The sequence below is a fragment of the Neptuniibacter sp. QD48_11 genome (genome assembly GCF_047778095.1).
Taxonomy (GTDB): domain Bacteria; phylum Pseudomonadota; class Gammaproteobacteria; order Pseudomonadales; family Balneatricaceae; genus Neptuniibacter.
The window spans coordinates 930,141-955,048 of sequence record NZ_CP180551.1 but is presented as its reverse complement, the minus strand read 5'-3'; the positions used below and the strand labels follow the sequence as shown (position 1 = coordinate 955,048).

The 24,908-nt window shown below is 44.0% G+C and carries 23 protein-coding genes; 8 read left to right on the top strand and 15 right to left on the bottom strand.

Going from position 1 to position 24,908, the window contains the following annotated elements; all coding sequences use genetic code 11:
• Positions 1-43: 43 nt before the first annotated feature.
• Positions 44-1,498, top strand: a complete 1,455-nt coding sequence (locus tag ACMXYU_RS04230; protein ID WP_415900354.1) for a sigma-54-dependent transcriptional regulator — start codon at positions 44-46, stop codon at positions 1,496-1,498.
• Here ACMXYU_RS04230 and ACMXYU_RS04225 read toward each other — a convergent pair.
• Genes ACMXYU_RS04225 through ACMXYU_RS04200 form a run of 6 tightly spaced genes read right to left on the bottom strand, consistent with a single transcriptional unit; the run spans position 1,495 to position 9,655 of the window.
• On the bottom strand, positions 1,495-4,197 hold the full coding sequence (locus ACMXYU_RS04225; RefSeq protein ID WP_415900353.1) for a response regulator: 2,703 nt from the start codon (positions 4,195-4,197) through the stop codon (positions 1,495-1,497). The genes ACMXYU_RS04230 and ACMXYU_RS04225 overlap by 4 nt on opposite strands.
• A gap of 21 nt (positions 4,198-4,218) precedes the next feature.
• Positions 4,219-5,499, bottom strand: coding sequence for an HD domain-containing phosphohydrolase (locus ACMXYU_RS04220; protein WP_415900352.1), 1,281 nt, complete (start codon positions 5,497-5,499; stop codon positions 4,219-4,221).
• A gap of 9 nt (positions 5,500-5,508) precedes the next feature.
• Positions 5,509-7,173, bottom strand: a complete 1,665-nt coding sequence (locus ACMXYU_RS04215) for a sensor histidine kinase (RefSeq protein WP_415900351.1) — start codon at positions 7,171-7,173, stop codon at positions 5,509-5,511.
• A 15-nt stretch (positions 7,174-7,188) separates the two neighbouring features.
• Complete coding sequence (locus tag ACMXYU_RS04210; protein ID WP_415900350.1) at positions 7,189-8,010, bottom strand: phosphate/phosphite/phosphonate ABC transporter substrate-binding protein; 822 nt, start codon at positions 8,008-8,010, stop codon at positions 7,189-7,191.
• Positions 8,010-9,056: an HDOD domain-containing protein gene (locus tag ACMXYU_RS04205; RefSeq protein WP_415900349.1), complete on the bottom strand. Its 1,047-nt coding sequence runs from the start codon at positions 9,054-9,056 to the stop codon at positions 8,010-8,012. Before ACMXYU_RS04205 ends, ACMXYU_RS04210 begins: the two co-directional genes overlap by 1 nt.
• 2 nt (positions 9,057-9,058) lie before the next feature.
• Entirely contained in the window at positions 9,059-9,655 is a 597-nt protein-coding gene (locus tag ACMXYU_RS04200) for a response regulator (protein ID WP_415900348.1), read from the bottom strand.
• A 201-nt stretch (positions 9,656-9,856) separates the two neighbouring features.
• On the opposite strand from ACMXYU_RS04200, the gene ACMXYU_RS04195 reads away from it, so the two are divergent.
• The 4 genes from ACMXYU_RS04195 (at position 9,857) to ACMXYU_RS04180 (ending at position 12,409) form a co-directional block, all read left to right on the top strand.
• On the top strand, positions 9,857-10,396 hold the full coding sequence (locus ACMXYU_RS04195; RefSeq protein WP_415900347.1) for a heme NO-binding domain-containing protein: 540 nt from the start codon (positions 9,857-9,859) through the stop codon (positions 10,394-10,396).
• Positions 10,393-11,331 carry a sensor histidine kinase gene (locus tag ACMXYU_RS04190; protein WP_415900346.1) on the top strand — a complete coding sequence of 313 codons (939 nt, stop codon included), beginning with the start codon at positions 10,393-10,395 and terminating at the stop codon, positions 11,329-11,331. Before ACMXYU_RS04195 ends, ACMXYU_RS04190 begins: the two co-directional genes overlap by 4 nt.
• 33 nt (positions 11,332-11,364) lie before the next feature.
• Positions 11,365-11,730, top strand: coding sequence for a dihydroneopterin triphosphate 2'-epimerase (gene folX, locus ACMXYU_RS04185; protein WP_415890536.1), 366 nt, complete (start codon positions 11,365-11,367; stop codon positions 11,728-11,730).
• 169 nt (positions 11,731-11,899) lie between these two features.
• Entirely contained in the window at positions 11,900-12,409 is a 510-nt protein-coding gene (locus tag ACMXYU_RS04180; protein WP_415900345.1) for a hypothetical protein, read from the top strand.
• 50 nt (positions 12,410-12,459) lie between these two features.
• On the opposite strand, the gene ACMXYU_RS04175 is transcribed toward ACMXYU_RS04180, so the two are convergent.
• The 3 genes from ACMXYU_RS04175 to ACMXYU_RS04165 form a co-directional block, all read right to left on the bottom strand.
• Entirely contained in the window at positions 12,460-14,391 is a 1,932-nt protein-coding gene (locus ACMXYU_RS04175) for a M48 family metallopeptidase (RefSeq protein WP_415900344.1), read from the bottom strand.
• 22 nt (positions 14,392-14,413) lie between these two features.
• Positions 14,414-15,007, bottom strand: a complete 594-nt coding sequence (locus tag ACMXYU_RS04170; protein ID WP_415900343.1) for a LemA family protein — start codon at positions 15,005-15,007, stop codon at positions 14,414-14,416.
• A gap of 122 nt (positions 15,008-15,129) precedes the next feature.
• On the bottom strand, positions 15,130-16,167 hold the full coding sequence (locus ACMXYU_RS04165; protein ID WP_415900342.1) for an NAD(P)H-dependent flavin oxidoreductase: 1,038 nt from the start codon (positions 16,165-16,167) through the stop codon (positions 15,130-15,132).
• Positions 16,168-16,403: 236 nt separating this feature from the next.
• On the opposite strand from ACMXYU_RS04165, the gene ACMXYU_RS04160 reads away from it, so the two are divergent.
• Positions 16,404-17,018 (top strand): DsbA family protein, encoded by a 615-nt coding sequence (locus tag ACMXYU_RS04160; RefSeq protein WP_415900341.1) that lies wholly within the window; start codon positions 16,404-16,406, stop codon positions 17,016-17,018.
• Positions 17,019-17,075: 57 nt separating this feature from the next.
• On the opposite strand, the gene ACMXYU_RS04155 is transcribed toward ACMXYU_RS04160, so the two are convergent.
• The gene (locus ACMXYU_RS04155; protein WP_415900340.1) at positions 17,076-17,507 is read right to left on the bottom strand and encodes a cold-shock protein; all 432 of its coding nucleotides are present in this window, start codon (positions 17,505-17,507) and stop codon (positions 17,076-17,078) included.
• A 219-nt stretch (positions 17,508-17,726) separates the two neighbouring features.
• Between ACMXYU_RS04155 and ACMXYU_RS04150 the strand changes: the two genes are divergently transcribed.
• Together ACMXYU_RS04150 and plsB are read left to right on the top strand one after the other, a co-directional pair.
• On the top strand, positions 17,727-17,939 hold the full coding sequence (locus ACMXYU_RS04150; RefSeq protein WP_415890531.1) for a SlyX family protein: 213 nt from the start codon (positions 17,727-17,729) through the stop codon (positions 17,937-17,939).
• Positions 17,940-17,953: 14 nt separating this feature from the next.
• A complete protein-coding gene (plsB, locus tag ACMXYU_RS04145; protein WP_415900339.1) occupies positions 17,954-20,263 on the top strand; it encodes a glycerol-3-phosphate 1-O-acyltransferase PlsB in 2,310 nt (769 codons plus the stop codon).
• 24 nt (positions 20,264-20,287) lie between these two features.
• Here plsB and ACMXYU_RS04140 read toward each other — a convergent pair whose 3' ends face one another.
• From ACMXYU_RS04140 to mpl, 5 genes are all read right to left on the bottom strand, one after another.
• A complete protein-coding gene (locus ACMXYU_RS04140; protein ID WP_415900337.1) occupies positions 20,288-21,082 on the bottom strand; it encodes a class I SAM-dependent methyltransferase in 795 nt (264 codons plus the stop codon).
• 17 nt (positions 21,083-21,099) lie between these two features.
• Positions 21,100-21,903, bottom strand: coding sequence for an undecaprenyl-diphosphate phosphatase (locus ACMXYU_RS04135; RefSeq protein WP_415900336.1), 804 nt, complete (start codon positions 21,901-21,903; stop codon positions 21,100-21,102).
• The gene (tsaB, locus tag ACMXYU_RS04130) at positions 21,904-22,587 is read right to left on the bottom strand and encodes a tRNA (adenosine(37)-N6)-threonylcarbamoyltransferase complex dimerization subunit type 1 TsaB (protein WP_415900335.1); all 684 of its coding nucleotides are present in this window, start codon (positions 22,585-22,587) and stop codon (positions 21,904-21,906) included.
• Between the two features lie 112 nt (positions 22,588-22,699).
• The gene (locus tag ACMXYU_RS04125; protein WP_415900334.1) at positions 22,700-23,323 is read right to left on the bottom strand and encodes a flavin prenyltransferase UbiX; all 624 of its coding nucleotides are present in this window, start codon (positions 23,321-23,323) and stop codon (positions 22,700-22,702) included.
• A gap of 25 nt (positions 23,324-23,348) precedes the next feature.
• Complete coding sequence (gene mpl / locus ACMXYU_RS04120) at positions 23,349-24,722, bottom strand: UDP-N-acetylmuramate:L-alanyl-gamma-D-glutamyl-meso-diaminopimelate ligase (RefSeq protein WP_415900333.1); 1,374 nt, start codon at positions 24,720-24,722, stop codon at positions 23,349-23,351.
• Positions 24,723-24,908: the final 186 nt, after the last annotated feature.

Sequence of the window (24,908 nt, the reverse complement as noted above, 5' to 3'; positions counted from 1 at the left end):
TAGCATAGGCTAAGGGTAGGTTTTTGGTTGGAGAGGATTTCCTATGCCCGTACCTGAAGTTAATCGTATTCTGCTTGTTGAAGATGATGTTTCCATGGCGGCGGTTTACCGTAGCTACCTCACCGGTTTGCCGTACCAGATTCACCATGAAGAAACAGGCCAGGGAGCCTTAGCAGCTTTACAGAAAGAGAGCTTCGACGGCATTCTCCTCGATCTCAGTTTACCCGATATGAACGGGATAGAGATTCTCGAGAAAGTAAATCAAGAAGAGATAGCCACTGAAGTGATTGTCACTACGGGCGATTGCTCAATGAACACCGCTATTGAGGCGATGAGACTGGGTGCCCGCGATTATCTAGTTAAACCGTTCAGCAAAGACCGCTTAGTCACCACACTCAACAACACCTTCGAAAGCCAAAAACTCAAACGTATTGTCGAAACTTATCGAGAAGAGATCGATCGTCACAACTTCTGTGGCTTTATTGGTTCTTCTCTGTCGATGCAGCGGGTTTATCAAGTGATCGATAGCGCGGCGAGCTCGAAAGCTACCATTTTTATCACTGGTGAAAGTGGTACCGGTAAAGAGGTCTGCGCTGAAGCGATCCATCAACGAAGTGAACGCCAAAAATCACCTTTTATCGCATTAAACTGCGGCGCTATTCCAAAAGATCTAATCGAGAGCGAGATTTTCGGTCATAAAAAAGGGGCCTTTACCGGTGCTGTTAGTGATCGAGACGGTGCTGCCAGCGCTGCAAATGGCGGTACTCTGTTCCTTGATGAAATCTGTGAGATGGAACTTGCCCTGCAATCAAAACTCTTACGTTTTTTACAGACCGGCACCCTGCAAAAAGTCGGTAGTGATAAAACCGAAAAGGTCGATGTCCGAATTGTCTGTGCGAGTAACAAAGACCCTCTTGCTGAGGTTCAAGCAGGTAATTTCCGCGAAGATTTATATTACCGATTACATGTTCTTCCGATTCATCTGCCACCGCTACGAGAGCGAGAGAATGATGTTATCGAAATAGCACAGAGCTTCCTAACTCAGTACGCCGAAGAGGAAGGCAAAGGCTTTAAGCGCTTTGAACCTGAAACCGAGCTTATTTTAAGCAACTACGATTGGCCGGGTAATGTTCGTCAGTTACAAAACGTTGTCCGAAATATCGTGGTACTACACAATGGTGATGAAGTCACACAAGCTATGCTACCTGCTCCTTTGGATAGCTGTATCAAACCGGTGCAATCAGCGGCAGTACATAGTTTAGCTACTGCGGCACCAGAACCGATGGCTACTGCCCCCGCATTTGCGCCTTCAGATATATCAAGCCCGGTTCAAGATCAGCTTTCAGAGCTTATCAGGCCGATGGCAGATATAGAACGAGAAGCAATTGAACGAGCAATTGATCTGTGTGGGGGTAATATTCCAACGGCAGCACACTATCTAAAAATCAGTGCTGCTACCATCTATCGAAAACGGAATAGTTGGAAAGAAAACGCTTAAGCTTTTCTTTCCAACATAAACTGATCCAGACAATCTAAGCTTTGCTGGGCGAGCGTCAAAAAATCGAGCAGCGATGCTCTTACGCACCCACCCTCTCGGCAAACGGCCTCAAGACTTCTAGCTTTCTTAGATAGGGCCATCAAGCCATACAAAGCGGAACTGCTGCCAATGGTATGGAGGTTACGTTCGAGAACCGCATCATTAATATCTGGGTTAGAAAGCTCCTCTAACCTTTTATCAACATCCTCTTTAAAAACATTGACTAACTGGGGCAGAACTTCTTCTGATGTATCACGTGCTAACTGATTGACATAGTCAGGTTCTAGCAATTCTGTGCCATCATCCGCAACAACGGATTCGATACTCTGTTTACGTGAATCAACCTTGTAAGTCGCTAATAAAGGGGAAATGACCTGAACCAGCACTTTTTTATCTAACGGCTTTTCCAGATAACCCGACATGTCATATCGATTTATCTTTTCTCTATCTTCAGGCATAACGTACGCAGTAAAAGCAATGATCGGGGTACAGTCCCAATCGTCTCGCAAGCGCAGTCGTTCAGTTGTCTCATAGCCATCCATATCAGGCATGGAAATATCCATAAAGATCAACTGGAAGCGCCCCGGCTGGTAGGCTGCAATCGCCTCAGCACCACTGGATACACAAACGGTTTTAAGTCCCAAGGACACCAGCATATGTTCGACTACAATCCGGTTAGTCGCACTATCATCGACCACTAAAGCAGTGGCATTAAATCTGACATCACCTGTAACTGCTACGCTGTTAGCTGGGATAACTGATTCGACAACAGCCAAAGAAAAGCTAAATGTACTACCTTTACTCGGCTCACTGCTAAATTGCAGTTCGCCGCCCAGTAAATTCACCAGTTTTTGGCTTATTGAAAGACCTAAACCTGTACCCTCGTAGGGACGATTTTGCGTATTACTGATGGTAGTGAATTCAGAAAAGATCTGCCCTTGTTCATCCCAAGGGATACCTATGCCGGTATCAATCACTTTAAAGCCCAAGCAATTGTTAACTTGTAAATCTACTTGGAGACTAACCTCACCATAGTCTGTGAATTTGATCGCGTTGCTGAGAAGATTTAGCAGTATCTGGCGTAATCGTTGTTCGTCTATTTCAATCCAATCAGGTATCGACGGATCGATCTGAAAATCGAGCGCAATAGATTTTTCTTCCACACGCGGCATAAGTAACTGCTCGAGCTGACTGAGCAGCAAACGTAGATTACATTGTGCTGGAATGATCTCTAATTTATCGGCTTCGATCTTCGAGAAATCGAGAATATCAGAAATGATCGTGAGTAAGCCCTGCCCCGACGCTAAAGCACTTTCGACAAACTTAGCTTGGGATGGATCAAGTTGCGTATCTTGTAACAGTTGCAATAAACCCAGCACGCCATTTAAGGGAGTACGAATCTCATGACTCATCATCGCCAAAAAACGACCTCTGGCACTGTTCGCTAGATTGGCTTCTGCGACAGCTTGCTCAAGGGAAAACTGGGTTTGTTTAAGCTCACTGATATTAAGGTGAGAAACGATGATTGCGCCGTTATCGGCCTGAGTTTCATGGATCTCGATCCATACATTCGGCACTAATTCATATTGCTCAACGACAGGTAGAGATTCATGTAGCGCAAGCTGTTGTTCTATCCACGGTTCAGGGTTGCCTTGCGCTTCGCAAAATAACCCCTTTTCTACACAGCTGCGAAAAAATGACTCGTAGGTGATATTTCCCGAAAGGTCGACACCATATTTACTGTATAGGTCTTTAAATTGGCGATTAAACCTAAGTAACTTATCCCCAGAACCAAACAGCGCAAAACCATCTTGGGCCATCTCTAAAGCACCGATAAGCAGTTCGTTTTCACTTTCGGCGCTGACTCGGCGACTGATATCTCTGATCATCCCTAGAAACTTGGACTGACCTTCGATATTAATCTCAGAGACACTTAATTCAATTGGAAAGACTTCACCATTTTTACGCAGACCTACCAAACGCCTCTGATTGCCAACCACCTCTTTTAAACCCACACCTTTGTATTGAGCAAGGTAGTGATCATGCTGACTTCGATAGGGCTCGGGCATTAACAGGGAAACATTTTGTCCGATTAAATCCGTTTTAGAATAACCAAAAATGCTTTCAATAGCGGTATTAGCCGAAACGATCTTGCCTTTTTCATCTATGGTAACAATACCGTCGATCACAGTATCCAAGATGACTTGTAATTGAGTAGCTGTAGCTTGTGGGAATAGATCAGTTAAAGGAGTCGCAATTTGCTTAGACTGAGGCGTAATTCCCGCTTCCGTCTCAACCTGCGATAGAGAAGATTGTATATGTTCGGTGAGTTCCTGATTGCTCCAAGGCTTAGCTAAGAACTTATGTACCACACCGCTGTGAACTGCCTGCAGAACCGTATCAAAATCAGCATTGCCACTCAGAATAATACGCTTAGTTTCAGGCCACTTTGCTTCTATTTTGGTTAATAGTTCGGTCCCTGATAGGCCCGGCATTCGGAAATCTGACAAGATAACTTCTGCATGATTATTTCCAAGCCAATCCAATGCTTCCTGCCCTGAAGAGGCCGTCGCTACAGATATTCTAGCCTGTCTCATTAGCCGTTTTAGTGCAGCTAAAATATGGGGTTCATCATCAACCAGTAGTACCTGAACATCCATGCAGCGCCCTCTACCAAGCTATTACTTTTGAGAAACGTACACTTCTAAAGTTTCTTCTAGGTTAAATTCCATTTCTCGAATACGCTCAATAGAGACATCATCCAAAACCTGCCCTGCACTGAGTAGCAATATTCCCTCGCGACTGATTAGATCACGACTTAGTTTCATACCTTTGCGGACCTGGTCACTAAGGACCTTTTTATCATTAAGAACATCACCCGTTTTAGACAACCCTTCAACAACCTCAGCCAAGATGTTTACCACTTGTTGGTTATAACGTTCCGGAGCCGTAGATTGCATGTAAGTAATAGCTTCCGTCGTGCTGTATTGCCGCTCATCATACAAACCGGTAATCATCTCTACGTAATCATTCACAACACAAAGCACTTGTGCCCGAATAGAGATTTGATCGCCACATAGACCTTTAGGAAATCCACTACCGTCCAAATATTCTTTGTGTTGCAGAATAATCTGACCAGCTGGATATAACGGTTTAACTAATAGCAATGCTGCTTGAGCTAACAGGGGATGCTGCTGAAAGGTGCGTTGTTGCTCAGTATTCATTGCTAGGTAGGGATTTTTAATTAAGTCATCAGAGAAGCTCAGTTTACCTATCTGGCGCAACTGCCAAGCATAATAAAGTTGCTTTAACTCCTGTCCTTCTACGCCTGTTTTACTTGCAACAGCAACAAGCAACTGGTTCAGCTTACTGTTTTCTTTTGTAGCCTTTATCCCCAAACGGCGCGCAATTTGGGTGGAGAACATACGAACGACTGAGCGATAACTCTCTTTAATACGGTCATTCGCCATTTTAAGTTGGCGAGTACGCTCTTGAACCTTTTGGTCCAAGGAGCGATTGAGCGCTTCTAGCTCTTCATTCTTCTCTTTGGTTTCCTGTTGTAGTCTTTCATTTTCCTGCTGCAGGCCTGCAAGCTGAAAACCTTTTTCAACCATCTTTAAGACATCACTGTCTTCCCATGGTTTTAGTAAAAAGCGGCTGACTTTACCGCGGTTAATGGCATCGATAGCCGCTTGCGCCTCGGCATAACCAGAAATAACTATTCGTTCTACATCAGGGAATTCTTGCGCAGCCTTCTCAAGAAACTCTTCGCCGCCCATTTCAGGCATACGCATATCACTAACCAAAATATCTACGGGGTTTTCACGCAATATTTCTAGTGCTTCCACAGGAGAAACCGTTGTCAACACTTTACATCTTAGCGGCCTTAATAAACGTTTAAGCGAATTTAGAACGGCCTGCTCATCATCAACTAGTAGTATCGTATTATTCGGATAACTCATAACCTATTTTTACTCCTTTACTAGGTCGTGTGATTCAGGCTTCGCCTTTAGAGAAGGTTCCTTGGTTAATACGGGCAATCTCAAGGTGAAACAAGTTCCTTTACCCAGTTCGCTATCCACCAAGATTTCACCGTTATGCTCTTCGACAATGATGCCATAAGAGATAGATAGGCCTAGTCCTGTACCTTCACCCACTTTTTTAGTGGTGTAGAAAGGATCAAACAGTTTATCCAACTGATCCTGTGCAATCCCCTGGCCTGAGTCTTTAATCCTGATTTCTATCCGATCTTCATTAATTGTAGAGCTTACAAAAATCGAACCCGTATCGGTAATAGCTTGCCCAGCATTCACCAGTAAATTTAAAAGTACTTGGTTAATTTTACCGGGTAAACAATAAGTTAATGGAATTTCCGCTAAATCAGTGGATACTTCACAGTGGTACTTCAACTGATTGCTCACAACCTTTAAGGTTGCTTCAATACAGTCATTCAGATTACAAAGCTCATACTTTTCAACCTGATCGACATGAGAAAACGCCTTTAAACCTTGAACTATATCTTTGACTCGAGACGAACCTTCTTTAGTATCTTTGAGCAGTTCATCCATATCTTCATTCATAAATTCAAAATCAAGCTCTTCCTGCAACTCTTTAAGTTGAGCAATAAGACTATCGCGCTTTTCACCCTCGGGGGTCTCTATGATCTCTTGATGTGCAGCAAGTAATTGACGATAGTTATTTGCGTAGAGCTCTAAAGTGCCAATATTACTAATCACAAACCCCATGGGGTTGTTTATCTCGTGAGCAACGCCTGCCGCCAGCACGCCAATAGAGGCCATTTTCTCTGACTGTAGCAATTTAGCTTGCGCTTCTTTTATCTCTTTATTGGCCTGTTCCAACTGTTCGTTCTTAGCCACTAACTCCTTAGTACGCGCCTTAACTCTTTCCTCAAGGGAGCGATTGAGTTCTGTCAGTTGTACTTCAAACTCATCTCTACGTGCACTCGCTTCATGCAGATTACTTGCCATCGCATTAAAAGCGAGTGCTACATCCGCAACTTCATCACGCCCCTTAACAGGCACCTTAACTTCGAAATCACCAACCGATATAACCTCAGCAGCTTGTGTCAGCACCTTGAGTTGGCGAGTCAGATAGGTACCCAATATCAGAGAAAACAGGGCCACCAGCCCCATCTCTATCGCCGCAATCAATGCGCTTCGCTGCTCAGCCTCTTCAATGGTTTTATTTAGGCTGTTGATATCTAAGCCTAACTCTACTCGACCGTAAACCTGCCCCCCTTCTGAGATTTCTGCGTAGGTATCAAAAATACCGTCCTCAACGGTCGAAACGGATTGATCTGCGTAAAAGGGTTTCGACAACACATCCGCGCTGCCCTTTTCGGCAAACACTATGTTTTCCGGCCCAAGTACGCGAGCGTAAACTAAGTCTGGATTGACCATCACTTCAGAGACGAAGGCTTCCAAAGAAGCCAAGTCGTAACTGAGAACCGCATCTTTAGACGTAGTCGCAAACAAAGTCGCGGTTGTTTGAGCACGCTTAGTTAAACCTTCATAGTTAGTGGTTCGAAGGTAATCTAAGGTCATGCTAATCAATAGCAGCAGCAATAAGGCTTCAATCGTGGCGATACCTAGTATAGTTTTAAGGCGAAGAGACACTACTAATTCCTGCCGTTACTGCAATAGATGTTCGAGCAACTTAATATCCAAGTCTCTTACATCATCCCAGTCATCATTGGCAGCAACTTCCATCCCTTTGAAATTGATGGATTTTAATAGTGCCTTACCTTCAGGATCTTCATTCATACTTAAAAAGGCTTGCTGTACTTTCTGCATTTTTTCACCATCAACACGAGGATGAACAGCAATGGCGTGAGGGGTGTAACCTGGCGTGGTCCACAGAACACGTAGATTTTCTTTTACTTTAGGGTCGGTGTTGTTGAAAGTTCTCATGACCCCGCCACCTGCTGGAAATAAACCCCGTGATACCGTGAGGTATACCGAATCATGCGAGGAAACATATTTAGGCTCGAAGTTAATGCCATCCTTATTCATCTTTGCACGTGGCAGTACACTGGCTGCGAATGCAGCTGGAGAAGGGAAAGAGAGCACGCTTGAATCAAGTTCTGACAAGCTCTGGATAGGACTATCTTTTTGTACGACAACAATCCCTTTAATACGTTTATCTTTCTGTTTTAGGATCGCCCGATAACCAGGCTTCTGACTAAACACCGTATAGTGATAGGGATTCATATAAGCGATATCGTACTCACCTGCCAACACCCTCTTTTCAAAAGTAGGAATATCTTGAGCAGTAGCAAACATAATTTTCACACCTGACTTTTCACTTAGATAAGCACTAATCGGTGTCCATAATTTCGCTAACTTCTTAGCTGATTGTTGCGGTACGATTCCTAAAGTTAATGTTTCAGCGAAAGATTTAACCGGCATAAAAGCGATTAAACTCGCCAATGCCAATGAATGTAAGGTTTTCATTAAGTGCTCTCCTTAACAATAATTTCCGCACAATCCAGAATCTCTTCTGAAATTTCATCCAAAGATTGATGTCCACTCGCCATCCGTTTGGCAACGAAAAGTTGGCAAGTTAATGTCGATAAAGGCTCTTGATTCAATGGGCAAGACTGATATAAAACTGCATTTACTACGTCAGGTGAAAACCCCCATAGTTTCAGTAAATAAGCACCGATTGCATCTATTTCAGATAGATCGTCCATCTCAACTAATGACCCAATGCCATGAAAAAGGCCTGCCAGATAAATCTGATCTCCAGAGTTATCAAGATTTATATTTGAGTGCATCTCTTCCAGTAAAGTTACTACTTTCTGAGCTTGGCCCGCATCAAATTGATTAGGTTCTTGTAGAGAGATCCCGAAAAAAAGAACCAAATTCTCAACAAGCCCAACACCCAGACGCATAATTGCTTGATTTACACTATCCGTCTTCGATTGAAAACCGAAGAAACTAGAATTAGCCACTTGAATAACTTTGGCTGAGATCGCCGGATCGCCTTCAATGATTAACGACAACTGGCTAATTTCAGGTTCATCTGCTTTGACTAAATACTCTTTAAGTCTGCTATACACTAAAGGTAATGAAGGCAGGTGCTGCAAAGACCCGATTAGCTTCCGCTGGGCATCTGAAATAGGGATGTGTTTTAGCGCCTTTGCCCTTTCAAGCACTTCAACTAGCTCTTGTGCTTCAAAAGGTTTAGGTAAAAGTAGGTGAGCAACATCAGCAGAAGCCAACACAGTGCTATCACTGGTATCACCGCTGATTAAAATACGCATCGCTTCAGGAACACTCTCCTTGACTGCCCTTAGCAGTTGCTCGCCGTCCATTTCCGGCATGCGTTTATCACTAATTACGATAGAAGGCCTCTGATCTTTGATGACCCGAAGTGCTTTAAGAGGAGATGATTCGAAGACAAAGTTCCATTCTCTGGCATACTCCCTTAAGCTTCTCCTAAACGCCCGTAGGGTGCTCACCTCATCATCAATAAATACAACGTTTCCCTGTTTCATAATCAGATTGCTCTAGAGGTTTCAGTTAGCTTTTCTTGCGAGTGTTCCATTAACTGTTCGATCTGTTTAAGCAGCTCAGAATTAACATAAGGCTTCGATAGGCAACTATCAGCACCCAGTTTTACCGCTCTTTCTAACGCAGCATCAGAAGCACCAGAGAGTACTAATATACGTGAAGATATTAGATTATCTGCATGTCTAACGTAACTGATAACATCCTCACCATTCAACCCTGGCATATTAAGATCTAGTGTCATAACCGCAGGCTTTAACTGCGTGAGCAACAAACCTGCTTCAAAGCCATTCACTGCTATTTTGGTCTCGTATCCGGCTCCTCTTAACACTCGTTGTATCGCTCTTGCTGCAGCGGGTTCATCGTCAACGATTAAAATTAAATTCTCGCCTGGGCTAAACAACTCTTCGGGTAAGGGAATATCATGAGCTTTGAGGAAATTTATTAAATTCTCTTCCGATACTCGGTTATTCCCGCGACCTGGCAGCTTAAATCCTTTTAATTCACCTTTTTCTATCCAACGGATAACCGTACGCAAACTTACACCGCAAATTTGTGCGACATCTCCCGATGTATAAGTTTTCATAATCCGCCTGCCCTAAATACTGATCTACTAATTTAAAGTAGTCACGAATTTCCAATTTGTCACAAAAGTCATATAAAAAACTGAGTCATGAATACAAAATCAGTCTGTTACCTCATGAACAAGAGGACATTTATGCCAGCAGCCATAAAATAGTCTATATTGAAGATCACAACTTAAATCGACGGAATGAAGGTAGCGCGCATGAAAGGAGTTATTTTCAATATTCTAGAAGAGATGGTACTAGACCAATGCGGCCTAGAACGATGGAATGCCATTTTAGATAAGCTGTCACTCGATGGGGTTTATACAGCAGGTCAAACCTACCCGGATGATGAGCTCTTTGCATTAGTTACTGAAATTTCAGAACAAACAGGTATAGAAGCAGGTACATTAGTCGGCGCATTTGGCGAGTTTCTATTTGATAACTTAGCCCGGAGATATCCTGTTTTTCTTGAGAAGCAACCTGATCTTTGTAGCTTCCTTGAAAGCGTGGATGGTGTCATACATTTAGAAGTTAAAAAGTTATTTGATAACCCAGCCTTACCTCGGTTTGAATACGAAAAGTTAGAAAATGGATCACTGCTGATGCGTTACACCTCACCCAGAAAGCTATGCATTCTAGCTGAGGGGCTAATTAGAGGTGCTGCAAAGAAATACCAGACGCCCATATCGATTACTCACGATATTTGCTGTCATAAAGGCGATCCCCATTGCGACATTATCGTTGAGTTTCACACATGACCAATGCGCCTAATCCCTATAAACAAGCATATGAGCGCGAGCGCAAAGCACGGCTTGAAGCTGAGCACCTTTTAGAAGAAAAATCGCGAGAGCTCTATCAAAAAAATCAGCATCTCGAGCAAAGTTACGAACAGCTTAAAAAACAACAAGCCTTGATGCTGCAAAACGAGAAGTTAGCGACATTAGGTACGCTATCGGCTGGCGTTGCACACGAAATCAATAACCCCGTCGCCTTCATTAAAAGCAATGTCGAATCACTGAAGCAGTATTTTGACGCCTATAACCTGCTCTTCACTGAAATAAAGCAATTACTGCCGAAACTTCCCACAGATCAGAGAGAATATTTGGAGCAGCAACTAATTGATCAAGATATCGATTTTATCTCCGAAGATATCCCTCAATTAATGGAAGATACTCAAGAAGGTTTGCAACGCGTTAAAGATATCGTTCAAAACTTGCGCAGTTTTTCTAGGACCCAAGCAGGTGATCACGGCAGCTACGATCTGTTAGAAGGTATTAACAGCACATTAAAGCTGCTGCAAAGCGAACTAAAAAATTCTGTAGCTTTAGATGTCTCAGTTGAGCCTCTTCCCAAGATCCAATGTAACTTAAATGAACTGAATCAGGTTTTTCTTAATCTGATATTGAATGCCAAGCACGCTACAGTCGATTCTCAAAGCCCCCGTATTTCAGTGAGATCCAAACACGATGATCAATACGTATATATAGAAATAGCTGACAATGGTTGCGGCATATCCGAAGAGGTACAGAAAGATATTTTCACCCCTTTCTTTACCACTAAACCAATAGGACAAGGTACAGGTATGGGGCTAGCCATTTCACACAACATCATCAAAAAACATAACGGCGAAATTCAATTACAAAGTAAAACAGGTGAAGGCACTACTTTCATCATAAAACTCCCTATAAACTGAACTCTAACTATTCCTGTGACCAAAAGGACTTCCATGCTCAGTAACGCAATCATCAACATAACCAATCTTCGTTTACGTACCTTTATCGGTTTTAACCCTGAAGAGATGGAAAAACAGCAGGATGTTGTCATCAATATCGAAATTCAATATCCAGCGAGCAAAGCATTTGCAGATGATGATGTTGATCAGGCCCTTAACTACAAAACCATCACCAAAGAAGTGATAAAACATGTGGAAGACGGTCGCTTCTTATTATTGGAAAAGCTCGTTTCCGATGTACTAGATATCTGCACAACCCACCCATGGACAGTTTATGCCAAAGTAACCATCGACAAACCCCACGCCCTAAGGTTTGCAGATTCAGTTTCACTCTCTTTAGAGTGGAAAAAAGATCTCTAGGCGCAAAGCCACTACTTTAGAAGTAGAAAAAAAACACCTTTACCACTACTTTATATTGAAAAATTCTCAACTTATTCAATGGGAAGATTTCTTGAGTTTTGCTTAATCACGTCTAATCTACTGAGAGTCCACCCTAACAAGGTAGTCAATAACTCAGGGAGAGAAGTAGATGGATATCAATCGGTTTAATCAACTTATTCGTCAGGCAGTAAATGATAATAATGCTGCTGCTTGGCATGCCGCCACTGATCACCGTGCTTTTTGCGAAAATCTTTTAGGCTCTTTTGAAGCCCATGAGGTCGTTAAAAATATTCTTATCGACGTGGTCGACGAACTACTACAACGTAAAGCCGAAGATAAATTCTGTAACTACACCATCGGTGACGGCGTCACCATTTTAGAAAGCGGACACTGCATTCCTGCAACAGTCATCAAACAGACAAATAACTCTGATGGGCTTTCTGTACAATTAGATAAAGTCTGTCCCGATGGGCACTTTGAAAAGGATGGGAACGGTAAAGTCATTGAATTCCACCGTTCTCATGACCGAGTATATATCCATCTAGAGGGGCGTTCACTTAGCCGCTTAGTCGCTGGCCGTAAATTTGTTGACTACTCATCAGCACACTTAGAAGAAGAGATGGAGCGACTCACCTCCAATAGACAACTTGCCTGTTAGAAATAACGTCCCTCATTATTAGTTAAGCAAGCCCTGTGAGGGCTTGCTGTCTATTCACCTTCATCTAGATGCTCTAGCTTTGGTAGAGGGCATCCCATTATGGCCGCAATAGTCGTGATTAACTCGCGTTCTGTCGTTGTAAGCTTGCCATCATGCTCAATACATCGACAAAGACCTATTAGTAAGCGGCGCTGCAGCAACGGATACGCAAGCCCAAGTACATTTACGGCTTTGATAAACACCTGAACATCACACTCTTCGGCCGGTAAAAGGTGGATATTGTAGAGCGAAACCGCACCTGCACCTCGATTGAATGCCCTTTCTGCAGACTCTTCATCCTCATGCCCAAAACGAGCCACAGCAGATAATATTTGCGCATATTCATCACCGATCTGACCTGGTGTTTTATAACGCGGAGCACTCTTTAGCTCAGGGTCATGCTCCCCTGCAAGGTAATGCTGAACCAACTGGAATAAGCACCATTCGAATAGGTCAGTTTTCTTATCCGCTCTAATCAGCTGCATGAGTAGACGCTTGAATTGCTTATACTGTTCAGCTGACATGCATTTCAATGCTGGCAGTAATAACTCGATCAGTGGTAATCGACAATGTTCTTGAAGGTTATCTACCGCCTGAGCTGTTTTAAGTACTTCTTTCTCTAAGCCTTGAAACCCCGTTGCCTTAATCATCTCCAGTTGTTTCTGGCGTAGCTCACCTTCACTATGGAGCAGTAAGGAGCAACAGACAGACATCGCGCCTAAAGATTCTTTCGCCTGTTCATACAAAAACTCAGGGATTAGATCTATTTTCTCTCGCGCAGCATTCAAACTATTATCCGCTAAAGCACTCTCCCCAGTACCCGTCATAACCGCTGCACCTATTGCAGCAACCTCTTGAACCCGTTGGCGCTTTTCTTCGCTTTTCTGCTGCTCTTCTTCAAGCTTTCGCTCTCGGGTTTCGTTACCGCGATAAAGAAAGTTGCCATCCCAGTGAGGATCGACACGTAGAATGCGATCAACAATTGGAGGGTGCGTTGCAAATAGGCTGGAAAGACTAGAGATCGCTTGGCCAAAAAACAGATGACTCACTTCGCTACGATGAGAGTTGTTGATCTCACTACCCGGCGAATATCCACCAATCAGCTTTAATGCATTTGCAATACCTTCAGGATTACGGGTGAACTGCACTGCACTAGCATCTGCTAAAAATTCTCGCTGTCGACTGACAGCAGATTTGATTAGCTTGCCAAAAAATATCCCTAGCCAACCAACGATCATCAAGCCAATACCTAGAAGAGCCACTCGACCATCAGAACGACGATCACTGCCGCCGCGAGCAAATAACTCACCGACTTGACCAATAAATACAATGCCATGCAGCAAAGCGATCAAACGTAGATTTAGACGCATATCGCCATTCAAGATATGACTAAATTCGTGCGCAATAACACCTTGGAGTTCGTCCCGTTTAAAGTGTTCGATACTCCCTTGGGTAACACCAATCACCGCATCTGCTGGGGTATTTCCTGCGGCAAAGGCATTAATCCCCATCTCATGTGCCATAAGGTAAACCGGTGGAACAGGCATGCCCGAGGCTAACGCCATCTCCTCAACAACATTAAGCACCAAGCGCTCATTTGGTTCTTCGCTGTCAGGCAAGATACGTACACCACCTAGAGACTCAGCCACCGCTTTACCACCAGAGGATAGTTGCCACCATTTGTACAAAATAGCGCAGCCAACCACTCCTCCGACCGCCAAGCTAATGAGTGCAAAGTTCCGCCAAGAGAAAATACCTGGATTTTCAAATGGGGAGGAACCGTAGACTGCAGCAATGTCTGTGGTGTCACCTGATATAAGCTGAAAAGCGATACCCACCAAAAGATTGGTAATTAGAATTAAGCTCAGAACAGCTAGGCAAAAAAGAAAGACAAGCCAGCCGGTATTGCGTCTGGCTTTGTCCTGTTGCTCAAAAAAATTCATAAATCAGCAACCTCGCAAGTTGTTAGAAACTTACTTTCGGCGCTGCTTGAATCTGCTCGCTGTCATCAAACTCAAGCAAAGTCGCATCTTGAGAGTGACCAAACATGTTTGCGAAGAAAACGGGTGGGAAAGATTGGCGGTAAGTGTTGTATTCAGTCACCGAATCATTAAACGCTTGGCGAGAAAACGCGACACGGTTTTCGGTGGATGATAGCTCCTCCGACAGTTGCATCATATTTTCATTGGCTTTTAGATCTGGGTAATCTTCCATTACAAAGTTCAACTTACCCAAAGCCGACTGCAGCTGATTCTCAGCACCTGACAACTGTTGTAGCGAGTCCGCACTATGTACCGCAGCCGCACCTTTTAACAAAGCGGACGCTTCATTTCTCGCCTGAATGACCGCTTCAAGCGTTTCACGCTCGTGCTTCATATAGCCTTGAGCGACTTCCACTAAGTTAGGAATAAGATCGTAACGGCGCTTTAGCTGCACCTCGATCTGCGAAAAGCCGTTTTCATAACGGTTTTTCAATTTCACTAAGCTATTGTAGATGCTGACTATGTAAAAAATCACACCTAACAGAACAACCAACGTAACAATTAATCCAATGTCCACATCTAACTCCTTAACTATCCCTAATCCCTTTAAAAGAGAATCATTCTGATAAAAGGACTATAAGTTAGATCGCGGACAGAAGAAATAGATTGTCCCTTTAAAACGAGTTAAAAATAGTTAACTTATGCTTCAAAGGCTAGCGACAATTCGACGGTTAAATCCTGTGCAGATATAGCCCTGCACCCAGAACGATTTTCTCCTGACCATAAGGGTGTAAAATCACCTAAGCCTTTGCTTTCGGCATAACCACGTAAAGGAGTGATCGCTTGAGTAGAGAAAGGAAAAGCCAATGCCACTTCTGACCAGTCATCCAGATCTTGCATAACACGATTTCGAATGCCTCTAGCAGGTCGACCTGAGAAAAGATTTGTAATGGCGGTAGGGATATCTGTCTGCTGCAACATCGCCCGATGGATTTCGCTGGTCTTAGCCTCATCGCATAACAGATAAGTTGTGCCTATCTGCACTCCTTGAGCACCTAGACCCAACATATCTTTAATATCGCTCTGGTCAGCAATACCACCCGCAGCAATCACTGGAATCGAAAGCTCAGCAGATAATTTTGCTACCAACGTTTTTGTATCTAGCTGGGTTTCCAAATCCTTAGTTAAAAACATGCCTCGATGGCCGCCAGCTTCAACACCTTGGGCAATCACTACATCAGCACCATTTTCAGCTAACCAGATACCCTCTTCGACCGTTGTCGCACTCGAAAGCACTGTCGCTCCCCAGGCTTTTACTCTCGCTAGAAGATCAGGTTCTGGTAACCCAAAATGGAAACTCATGACAGGCGGCGCATATTTTTCGATTGCATCAGCGGTCTCTTTACTAAAAGGCATGCGTGACGCTTTCGCACTGTATTCAGGTTCTAGCCCCGCTTCCTGATAGTAAGGCGATAACTGATCGATCCAAGCAGCTATCTCCTGATCGCTTACTGAAGGGACCTGATGGCAAAAGAAGTTAAGGTGAAAAGGGCGATTTGTATACGCTATAAACTGCTCAATTTCGGCACATATCTGCTCCGTAGATAACATCCCACAAGGAATAGAGCCTAATCCACCAGCATCGGATACAGCAGCCGCCAATCGCCAATCCTGCACTCCAGCCATAGGCGCTTGGATAATAGAGACATCAACACCTAACATTTCATTCATATTCATACATTATCCTTCGACTACAAAGCTAATAGGTTGAGCAGGTACGTGCTTTCCTCGGGAGTCTAACCAGTGGAAGTACGCTTAACTAACGCTTTTTAAAGAACCATTTGTTCACTGAAAGAGAACTAATATCTAACTCTAAGTAAAACTACAGATAATTATGGAACTATCTCACTGTAATATAGGTCTGTAAGAATCACTTAAGTGGTGTAACTGAACCTCCAGATAGAAGGATAAACATGAACAAATTCATCTACGTCATGGACCCAATGTGCAGTTGGTGCTGGGCATTCTCACCGGTGATTTCCCACTTAAAAGATAAGTATCCAGAATTGCAGTGGCAATTGCTGATGGGAGGCTTAGCCCCTGACTCAGATCTGCCTATGCCAGAAGCGATGCAACAAAAACTGATCTCAATTTGGCAGCACATTGAGGAACATACCGGAGCTAAATTCAATTTCGACTTCTGGCGCGAGAACACGCCTAGACGTAGCACTTATCCAGCCTGTCGCGCCGTGATTGCCGCTGAGCATCTTGAGTCAGATGCTGCTTTTGAAATGATAGATGCGATTCAAAAAGCTTATTATCAAAAGGCTTTAAATCCTTCGGATATAGAAGTACTTACTAACCTTGCTGCAGAGATTGGTTTGGACAAAGACAGTTTCAGCGCACTAATGACTAGCCCTGAAGCCCAAACAGAATTAGAGCAACAAATACAACAAAGCCACGCGCTTGGCGCTCAAGGGTTTCCTTCGCTATTTATTGCAACAGAAGCCGGAGCACATGCAATTAGCTATGGCTATTGTGGAATCGAGGAAGTAACGAGAAGAATTGAAGCGATTTTAGGCAGGTGAGAATTACAGAGGTAAATACAACGGGGTTACCAGAACAGCAACCCCGTTGGAATGAGCTTAGTCTCTTACAACAGAAACATCTTCCGCCTGAAGACCTTTATCACTCTCACGTACATGGAAGCGTACCTTTTGACCTTCTGCCAAAGATCGGTGGCCACGACCACGAATATTACGGAAGTGAACAAATACGTCATCGTCTTCACCACGGGTGATAAAGCCGAAACCTTTAGACACGTTAAACCACTTAACGGTGCCCTGCTCACGGTCATCGTTTTCGTCGATATACTCTTCTTCTGCACCATTGATTACAGAAGCATCTGCTTCAGCATTGTTACCAGACGCTGCAAAGAAAGACGCAGCAAAAGTCACTACAAACACAACTGCCACAGCAGCAATATTAGATAACTCTACCTCAACACCTGCTACCGAACCTAACAGAACTGGCACTAAAACGGCCGCGATAGCACTCACAATCAGACTACGAATCACTGATTAACCCTCATTGTATTATATTGTCATTTATCACATGAATAGCACTTGTACTGGCGGAATAAAAATTATCCCTACCAAACAGAGAGGTATATCGAATTTCGTGATTTTTTTCAACAGCTTATATTGTTAATCCCGTAAATAAGCCACATTCGTTTAATATCCGAGTCTGATAAACTATGCTAAATCTCAATAACACGCATGGCTTGGATCCATTCAATGAACGATCAAGAACGCATTACAGAGCTAGAAACCCGCGTGGCGTTTCAAGAAGACACTCTGGATAAATTAAATAACATGGTTGCATCTCAGGAGATTGAACTCGAGCGTTTAAAGCGTATGCTCAAGATCATGAACCAGCAGTTGAAAAACCTAACGGTGGACGGAGTTGCTGGTGCTGGCGAAAATGAGCCACCCCCTCCACATTATTGAGGCAAAAGGGAAATATGCTGTCGTTGTTACAAAGCGGTTTACATTATTTAGGTCGGCAATTCATCAGTATCGTTACCCGTCCTCGCGTGGTGAACCCTCAGCTGTTGCAGGCAAACTCTACTCGTAACACTTATTACATTCTGGAAAGCGACCGCTTAAGCCACCAGCTTCTGTTAAAAAACGTGCTGCAAAAACAAGGTATCCCTTTTATGCAGCAACAGCTTCTTTTTGCTGATTCCGAAGGGAAAAGTCCGCTTAAAGAAGATTTAACAGAGATTGTAGCCACACAGCAGAGTAACCCTAAGCTAAATATTCAGATTATCCCTGTCGCAATTTTTCATGGCCGACGTCCAAACAGAGAAAAATCTTGGCTTAATCTGCTCTGTACTGAAACATGGCATAAAGCTGGCCCTTTAGGCAGCTTTATGCAGCTCCTTATCAATGGCCGCCAAACACTGGTTTCTGTGGATAAACCACTAGATCTGCAACAGTTGATGGTTAAAGACGATAATATTGAGTCCATCGCACGAAAAACCGCTAGGGTTCTGCGCACGCACTTCAGCATTCTTCGAGCATCAATCATTGGTCCTGACCTATCACATCGCCGAACATTGATCTCTTTAGTGCTCAAGCACCCCAATGTACAAAAGGCTATAGACCTGCAAGCAGCTGAGAGAAATACCAGTCGTCATAGAATCGAAAGACACTGTTTTAAAACCCTTGATAAAATCGCAGCGAACTACAGCCCAACAACAATTAGACTCTTAGACCCCATTCTTAACTGGGTATGGAAACGCCTCTACAATGGGGTAAAAATTCATAACACGGCAGAAGTTCAAGAAATTTCTAAAACCCATCAGATAATCTACCTACCCTGCCATCGCAGTCATATGGACTATCTATTGTTATCTTGGGCTCTGTATCGCCATGGTTTAATGATTCCCCATGTAGCAGCTGGAGAAAACCTGAACATCCCCATTGTTGGGCCCATATTAAAACGCGGCGGCGCAATCTTTATGCGTCGTAAATTTCATGGCGACCCGCTTTACGCCTGCTTATATAAAACCTATTTGGAGCAGATGAGCCATAGAGGCCACGCCTTAGAATACTTTATTGAAGGTGGGCGTAGCCGCACCGGTCGATTACTGCCAGCTAAAACCGGCCTCCTCTCTATGAGTATCGACTCTTTCCGTGAAGGAAGCCCTAAGCCCGTTGCTCTGATTCCAGTGTGGATTGGTTATGAGCGTCTAGTCGAAAGCCGCAGTTACCAAAAAGAGTTAGCCGGGGCTAAGAAGAAACGAGAGTCATTTACTGAATTTTTCTCATCGCTAAAAATCCTAAGACAGAAGTTTGGTGAGACACTGCTCAGTTTCGGTAAACCTATACCTCTGGAAGAGCACTCTGATTCTAGCCTTTCCCTAGAAGAAGATGTCACCAATATCTCTCAGCAAGTGATGTGCAATATCAACCAAGCAGCTGGCGTTACCAAAAGCAGCTTGTTGGCCACCTGTTTGCTGAGCGGCAGTCAGCTGCAATCAGTTGCTGAACTGAGTGATAAAAGCACCCGTTTGCTCAACCTATTAACACAGCTCTATCCAAACACAGCTCTACTGCCAGACGGAAAACCTTCTGATTGGATACAAAGCGCCCACAATATGAGGCAGCTAGAAACCAAGCTAAATCTGGTAGAGATCAATCAGGCGCAAGCACAAGAGATGAGCTTTTACCGTAATAACATTCAACATATGTTAGTGCTACCAAGCATGTACTTGCTACTTGCTCACCGTTTGGAGTCACCACGCGCGCAAAACATCAATCGAACTATTCGTATGCTCTATCCATTTTTACAGGCCGAACTGTTTTTGCCTTACAAAATGGAAGAGCTCACCGATCAGTTAAAACAGATTCGAGATGTACTACTCGAGCAGAACCTGCTTGAAGAGGCTGAGCCTCAGGTGTGGAAAACCACCTCTAACGCACTAGTTAACACGCTTATACTCAACGCTGAGCCAATTCTTCTGCGTTACTATATTTTGCTTCGAGTTCTCACTCGATATGAAGAGATTAGCCGCGACGATCTCATCCATAGCAGCCAGCAGATTGCAGAGAAGATCCACCTAGAATATGGCTACAGCACGCCTGAATATAAGGATGAACAAGTATTAAAGTCCTTTATCAAACAACTGCGTAATTTGGACTTTATTCGGGAAGAGAACGCTAGGGTCAGAGCAAATTTTGATAGCGAAAGTTTGTTTAAACAAGCAAACAAAATCCTGCGCCCACATATGATATCACTGATCGATCACAAACTTAGAGAGCGCTAACCTAAGCCAGCCGCGTAATGACTACTATGCCTCAAGCTTTTTCAGAGGATAAATATCATAGCGGCTGGATTTACCTTGGAACTGCAAAGAGGGTTTTCGATCCGCCAAAAAGGGAGCTTTACGCGGACGTTTAACCACAACGCGATTTTCAGCTATCGCTAATGCCGCATCCAATAACTGATCTGCATCGAGATCATCCCCTACTACTGGACGAAACGCGCGCATCTCTTTTTTCACTAATGCGCTCTTATCGTTGTGGGGAAACATAGGGTCGAGATAGACCACTTGAAAAGTTGTGCCTTGTTTAGCCTGAGACTGCATCCACTCAATACTATTCTCATTATGTAGCTGCATACGCTCGACAATATCAGCCACTTCACTCCCTGCAGCACGGTTTAAACCGTCCTCTAGGAGCGCATGAACAATTGGCGAACGCTCTAACAATGTCATATCACAACCCAAAGTTGCCAGTACAAAGGCATCTTTACCTAAACCTGCTGTAGCATCCAGTACTTGTGGCGTTATACCACCTTTAATACCCACTGCTTTAGCAATCATCTGGCCTTTGCCACCACCAAACTGACGGCGATGGGCAACCGCACCTGAAACAAAATCGGCGTAAGTTGGACCTGGCGCTTTTTTGCCACAAGGCTGCAGCCTTAGACCTTGCTCAGAAAGCTGTAACTCTAAAGAGCAGTCATGAGCTTGATCTGGTGATTTGATTGGTAGTTGCAATCTAGCGGCAAACTGTTCTGCTTGTTCAGCAAAATCAGCATGCATTGGAACAACAACTATATCTGTAAGGGCTGGATTAGACATTCAAAAACCTAAAAGCCTTAAGCGGTGGTAAACCAGATAACTAAAAGGAAGATACCCAGAATCATACGGTATACAACAAATGGCTGCATCCCAATACGGTCTAACCATTTTAGGAAGAAGTGGATACAGCTGAATGCACTAATACCCGCAATCAAAGTGCCTAGAGCAACCATTAACCAAGGAGCACTCTCACCTTGAGCATAGAGATCTAAGCCCTTAACAAGACCTGCCCCTAGAATGATTGGTACAGAGAGCAGAAAAGAGTAGCGCGCAGCAGCCTGCCTTTCTAAACCAAGCATTAAGGCCGCAGAGATGGTGATACCACTTCGAGATGTACCTGGAATTAGCGCTAGGGCTTGAGCACAACCGATCACAAGTGCATCTTTAACTTTCAACGACTCGATCTGACGAGTTTCAACTCTAAACAGATCAGCCCAACACAATAACGCACCAAATATCAGGGTAGTTCCTGCAATAACCAACATTGAACGTAGGTTTTGATCAATAAAGTCATTAAGAAATACACCGACAAACATTGCAGGAACAGTTGCAAGTATCACCAACCAAGCTAAACGTGAGTCAGGTGTGTGCATACCTGAAATGCTGCGCGTCCAAGCACAAAACATCTGTTTCAAATCTTGACGAAAATACGCCACGACGGCAAATAAAGTACCAACGTGTACACCGACATCAAACGCCAACCCCTGATCAGGCCAGCCCATAAGTTGTGAAGGCAATATAAGGTGAGCAGAACTACTGATCGGTAAAAATTCTGTTAACCCCTGAAGCAGGGCAAGAATGATTACCTGGAAGAAATCCATCTATTGTTGATCCTTTTTCTTCCACGCAACTTCATCACGGAGGTAAACAGGCAACGCCTTATCTGCCGCAACCGCTTTTCCTTGCGTCCAATCTTGTTCTGCTAGCTTAAGCATGTAAGCAGCAGAGGGATAATAAAGCTCTTCGCTAACCGAAATAGCATTCTGCGTGTCTGAACTCATATCTTCGAGATAACGCCAGCCACTGCCCACTGCAAAATAGGAACCTTCACTTAGGCTTAGTTCCGCAGGTGCACATACTTTTTCATCTAAAAGCATTGTTAACTCACCTGATTCGATTTGGTAGCTCGCCACATAGATCTCATTCATGCGAGCATCTAAAGCTGCTACAACGGACGAAACTTGCTCTTTATCAGATGCGGCTAAAGCAAGCGCAGCCAGAGTAGATACAGGCAGAACAGGGATATCTGCAGCGTAAGCTAAGCCTTGAGTAACACCGGTGGCAATTCGAATCCCTGCAAACGAACCCGGACCACGCCCAAACGCGATTGCATCTAAATCAGTGACAGCTAATTGTGCATTTGCCAACATTTCCTGCACCATCGGTAGAAGCTGCTGAGTATGCTGACGAGGGATGACCCGAAAATCTTCCTGAATTTCACCGTTAAGACTCAAAGCTACAGAACAAGCATCAGTAGAAGTATCAAGCGCTAAAATTTTGGACATTAATCAGATCACTTTGGAATTTAAAATTTACCTTTAAAGAGAAACGGCTATATCAAGCCATTACATCTCTATTTTAGGGCGCAATTCTACCTGCAAGGTAGCTTTATTGCATCTAAATAAGCTCTTCACCCCAACGAGGTAACAGGCTTTGCTCTATCCCTAATTGATTAAGGATTCGCGCGACCACAAAATCAATCATATCTTCCACCGTTTCTGGGCAGTTATAAAAACCTGGACTCGCTGGAATCATCACGGCCCCCATTCGAGTCAGCTTTAGCATATGTTCTAAATGGATTTCAGAATAAGGGGCTTCTCGTGGCACTAAAATAAGCTGGCGACGCTCTTTTAAAGCCACATCCGCAGCTCGCTCAATCAAGTTATTACTGGCACCCGTAGCAATCGCAGACAAACTCCCTGTACTACAGGGACATACAACCATGCGACTCGGAGCACCGGAACCTGAAGCAACAGGCGCCATCCACTGCTCACGCCCAAATACCTTCAATTGCCCGTCTTTGGCTGAGTACAAATTTGCAAGATAAGATTCTTGTTCAGAGGGCGTACCCGGTAATTTCAGATCTGTTTCTGTATTAATCACAACTTGAGCAGCGCGTGAAATCATTACGAAAACTTGCAGGCCCTCAGCTAATAAACACTGCAAAAGCCTTAAGCCATACTGCGCACCAGAAGCACCTGTGATAGCTAAAGTAATTTTCTCTTGCTGAGTAGTACTCATAAATCTTAAAACCTAACTCGAATAACTAACCTTCAAAACGCTCACGCAGTTTTGCCAATAAGCGCTGATGAATACCTTCGAAACCACCATTACTCATAATAACAATATGCGTATCAGGTTCTAGCGTCGGTACCAGTTCATCAATAAGTGTTTCCGTTTGCGAAAATACCTGCGCCGGCACTCGACCCTGCTCTACGACTTTATCAAGCGACCAGTTCAAACCTTCCGGCTGATACCAGCAAACTTGGTTAGCCAACTCGACTGACTCTGCTAACCAAGCTTGATGCGTACCAAGACGCATCGTATTTGAGCGAGGCTCAACAACTGCTACTATTTTAGCATCTCCAACCTGGGCTCGAATGCCCTGCAAAGTCGTACTGATCGCAGTTGGGTGATGCGCGAAGTCATCATAAACCGAGATTCCTGCAACGGTATCAAGCAGCTCCATACGACGCTTAACACCTGCAAATGCATTTAACGCTTCCACCGCATGATGAGGCTGAACGCCAACGTTTCTCGCCGCAGCAATAGCAACTAAACCATTGTTAACGTTGTGGCGACCTGTCATTTGCCAAGTAACCGTCCCCTGCACTTTTCCTTGGTGGAGAACCTCAAACTGACTACCGTCCTCACTAAGTAATTTCGCCTGCCATTCACTGCTATCAGATTCTAAGCTAGTTCTGGACACCTCGGTCCAACAGCCCATCTCGATAACTTCTTCTAACGCACTCTCCCCTTGCGGAAGAATAATCTGACCATTTTCAGGCACGATTCTTACGACATGGTGAAACTGTCTCTGAATTGCCGCTAAATCAGGGAATATATCAGCATGATCGTACTCCAAATTATTCATAATCAGGGTACGTGGGTGGTAGTGAACAAACTTGGAACGTTTATCAAAAAAGGCGGTATCGTACTCGTCTGCCTCAATAACAAAGAAAGGAGAATCGCCTACCCGAGCTGAAACGCCGAAGTCCAACGGAACTCCTCCTATCAAGAAACCAGGTTTCATATCAGCATGATCTAAGATCCAAGCCAACATAGTAGAGGTCGTGGTTTTACCATGGGTTCCCGAAACGGCTAACACCCATTTATCTTGAAGAAGATGCTCTGAAAGCCATTGCGGGCCGGATGTATATTTCAGTCCTTTATTAAGGACATATTCCACAGCAGGATTACCACGAGACATAGCATTGCCGACAACGACCAGATCCGGCTCGGGTGTAAATTGCGAAGGATCAAACCCCTGAATCAGTTCAACACCTTGTGATTCAAGTTGCGTACTCATAGGTGGGTACACGTTTTGATCGGAACCCGTCACTTTATGCCCTAGCTGTTTAGCCAATATTGCCAGCGATCCCATAAAGGTTCCGCAAATACCTAGAATATGAATATGCACCCGAACACTCCTTCAAAAAAGCGACCGTCATCATAGCAGTTTTAACAACCGCCCTAACAGCCAAATTGCCTGTTTAGGAGCTGAGATTTCCGCTCCAATACACAGCTATTATGAAGATTGTGTAAAAATCCCCAAACCTACGCCAAAATACTGAGTGTTTCTTAACCTAAATCCCTCAACACCCCA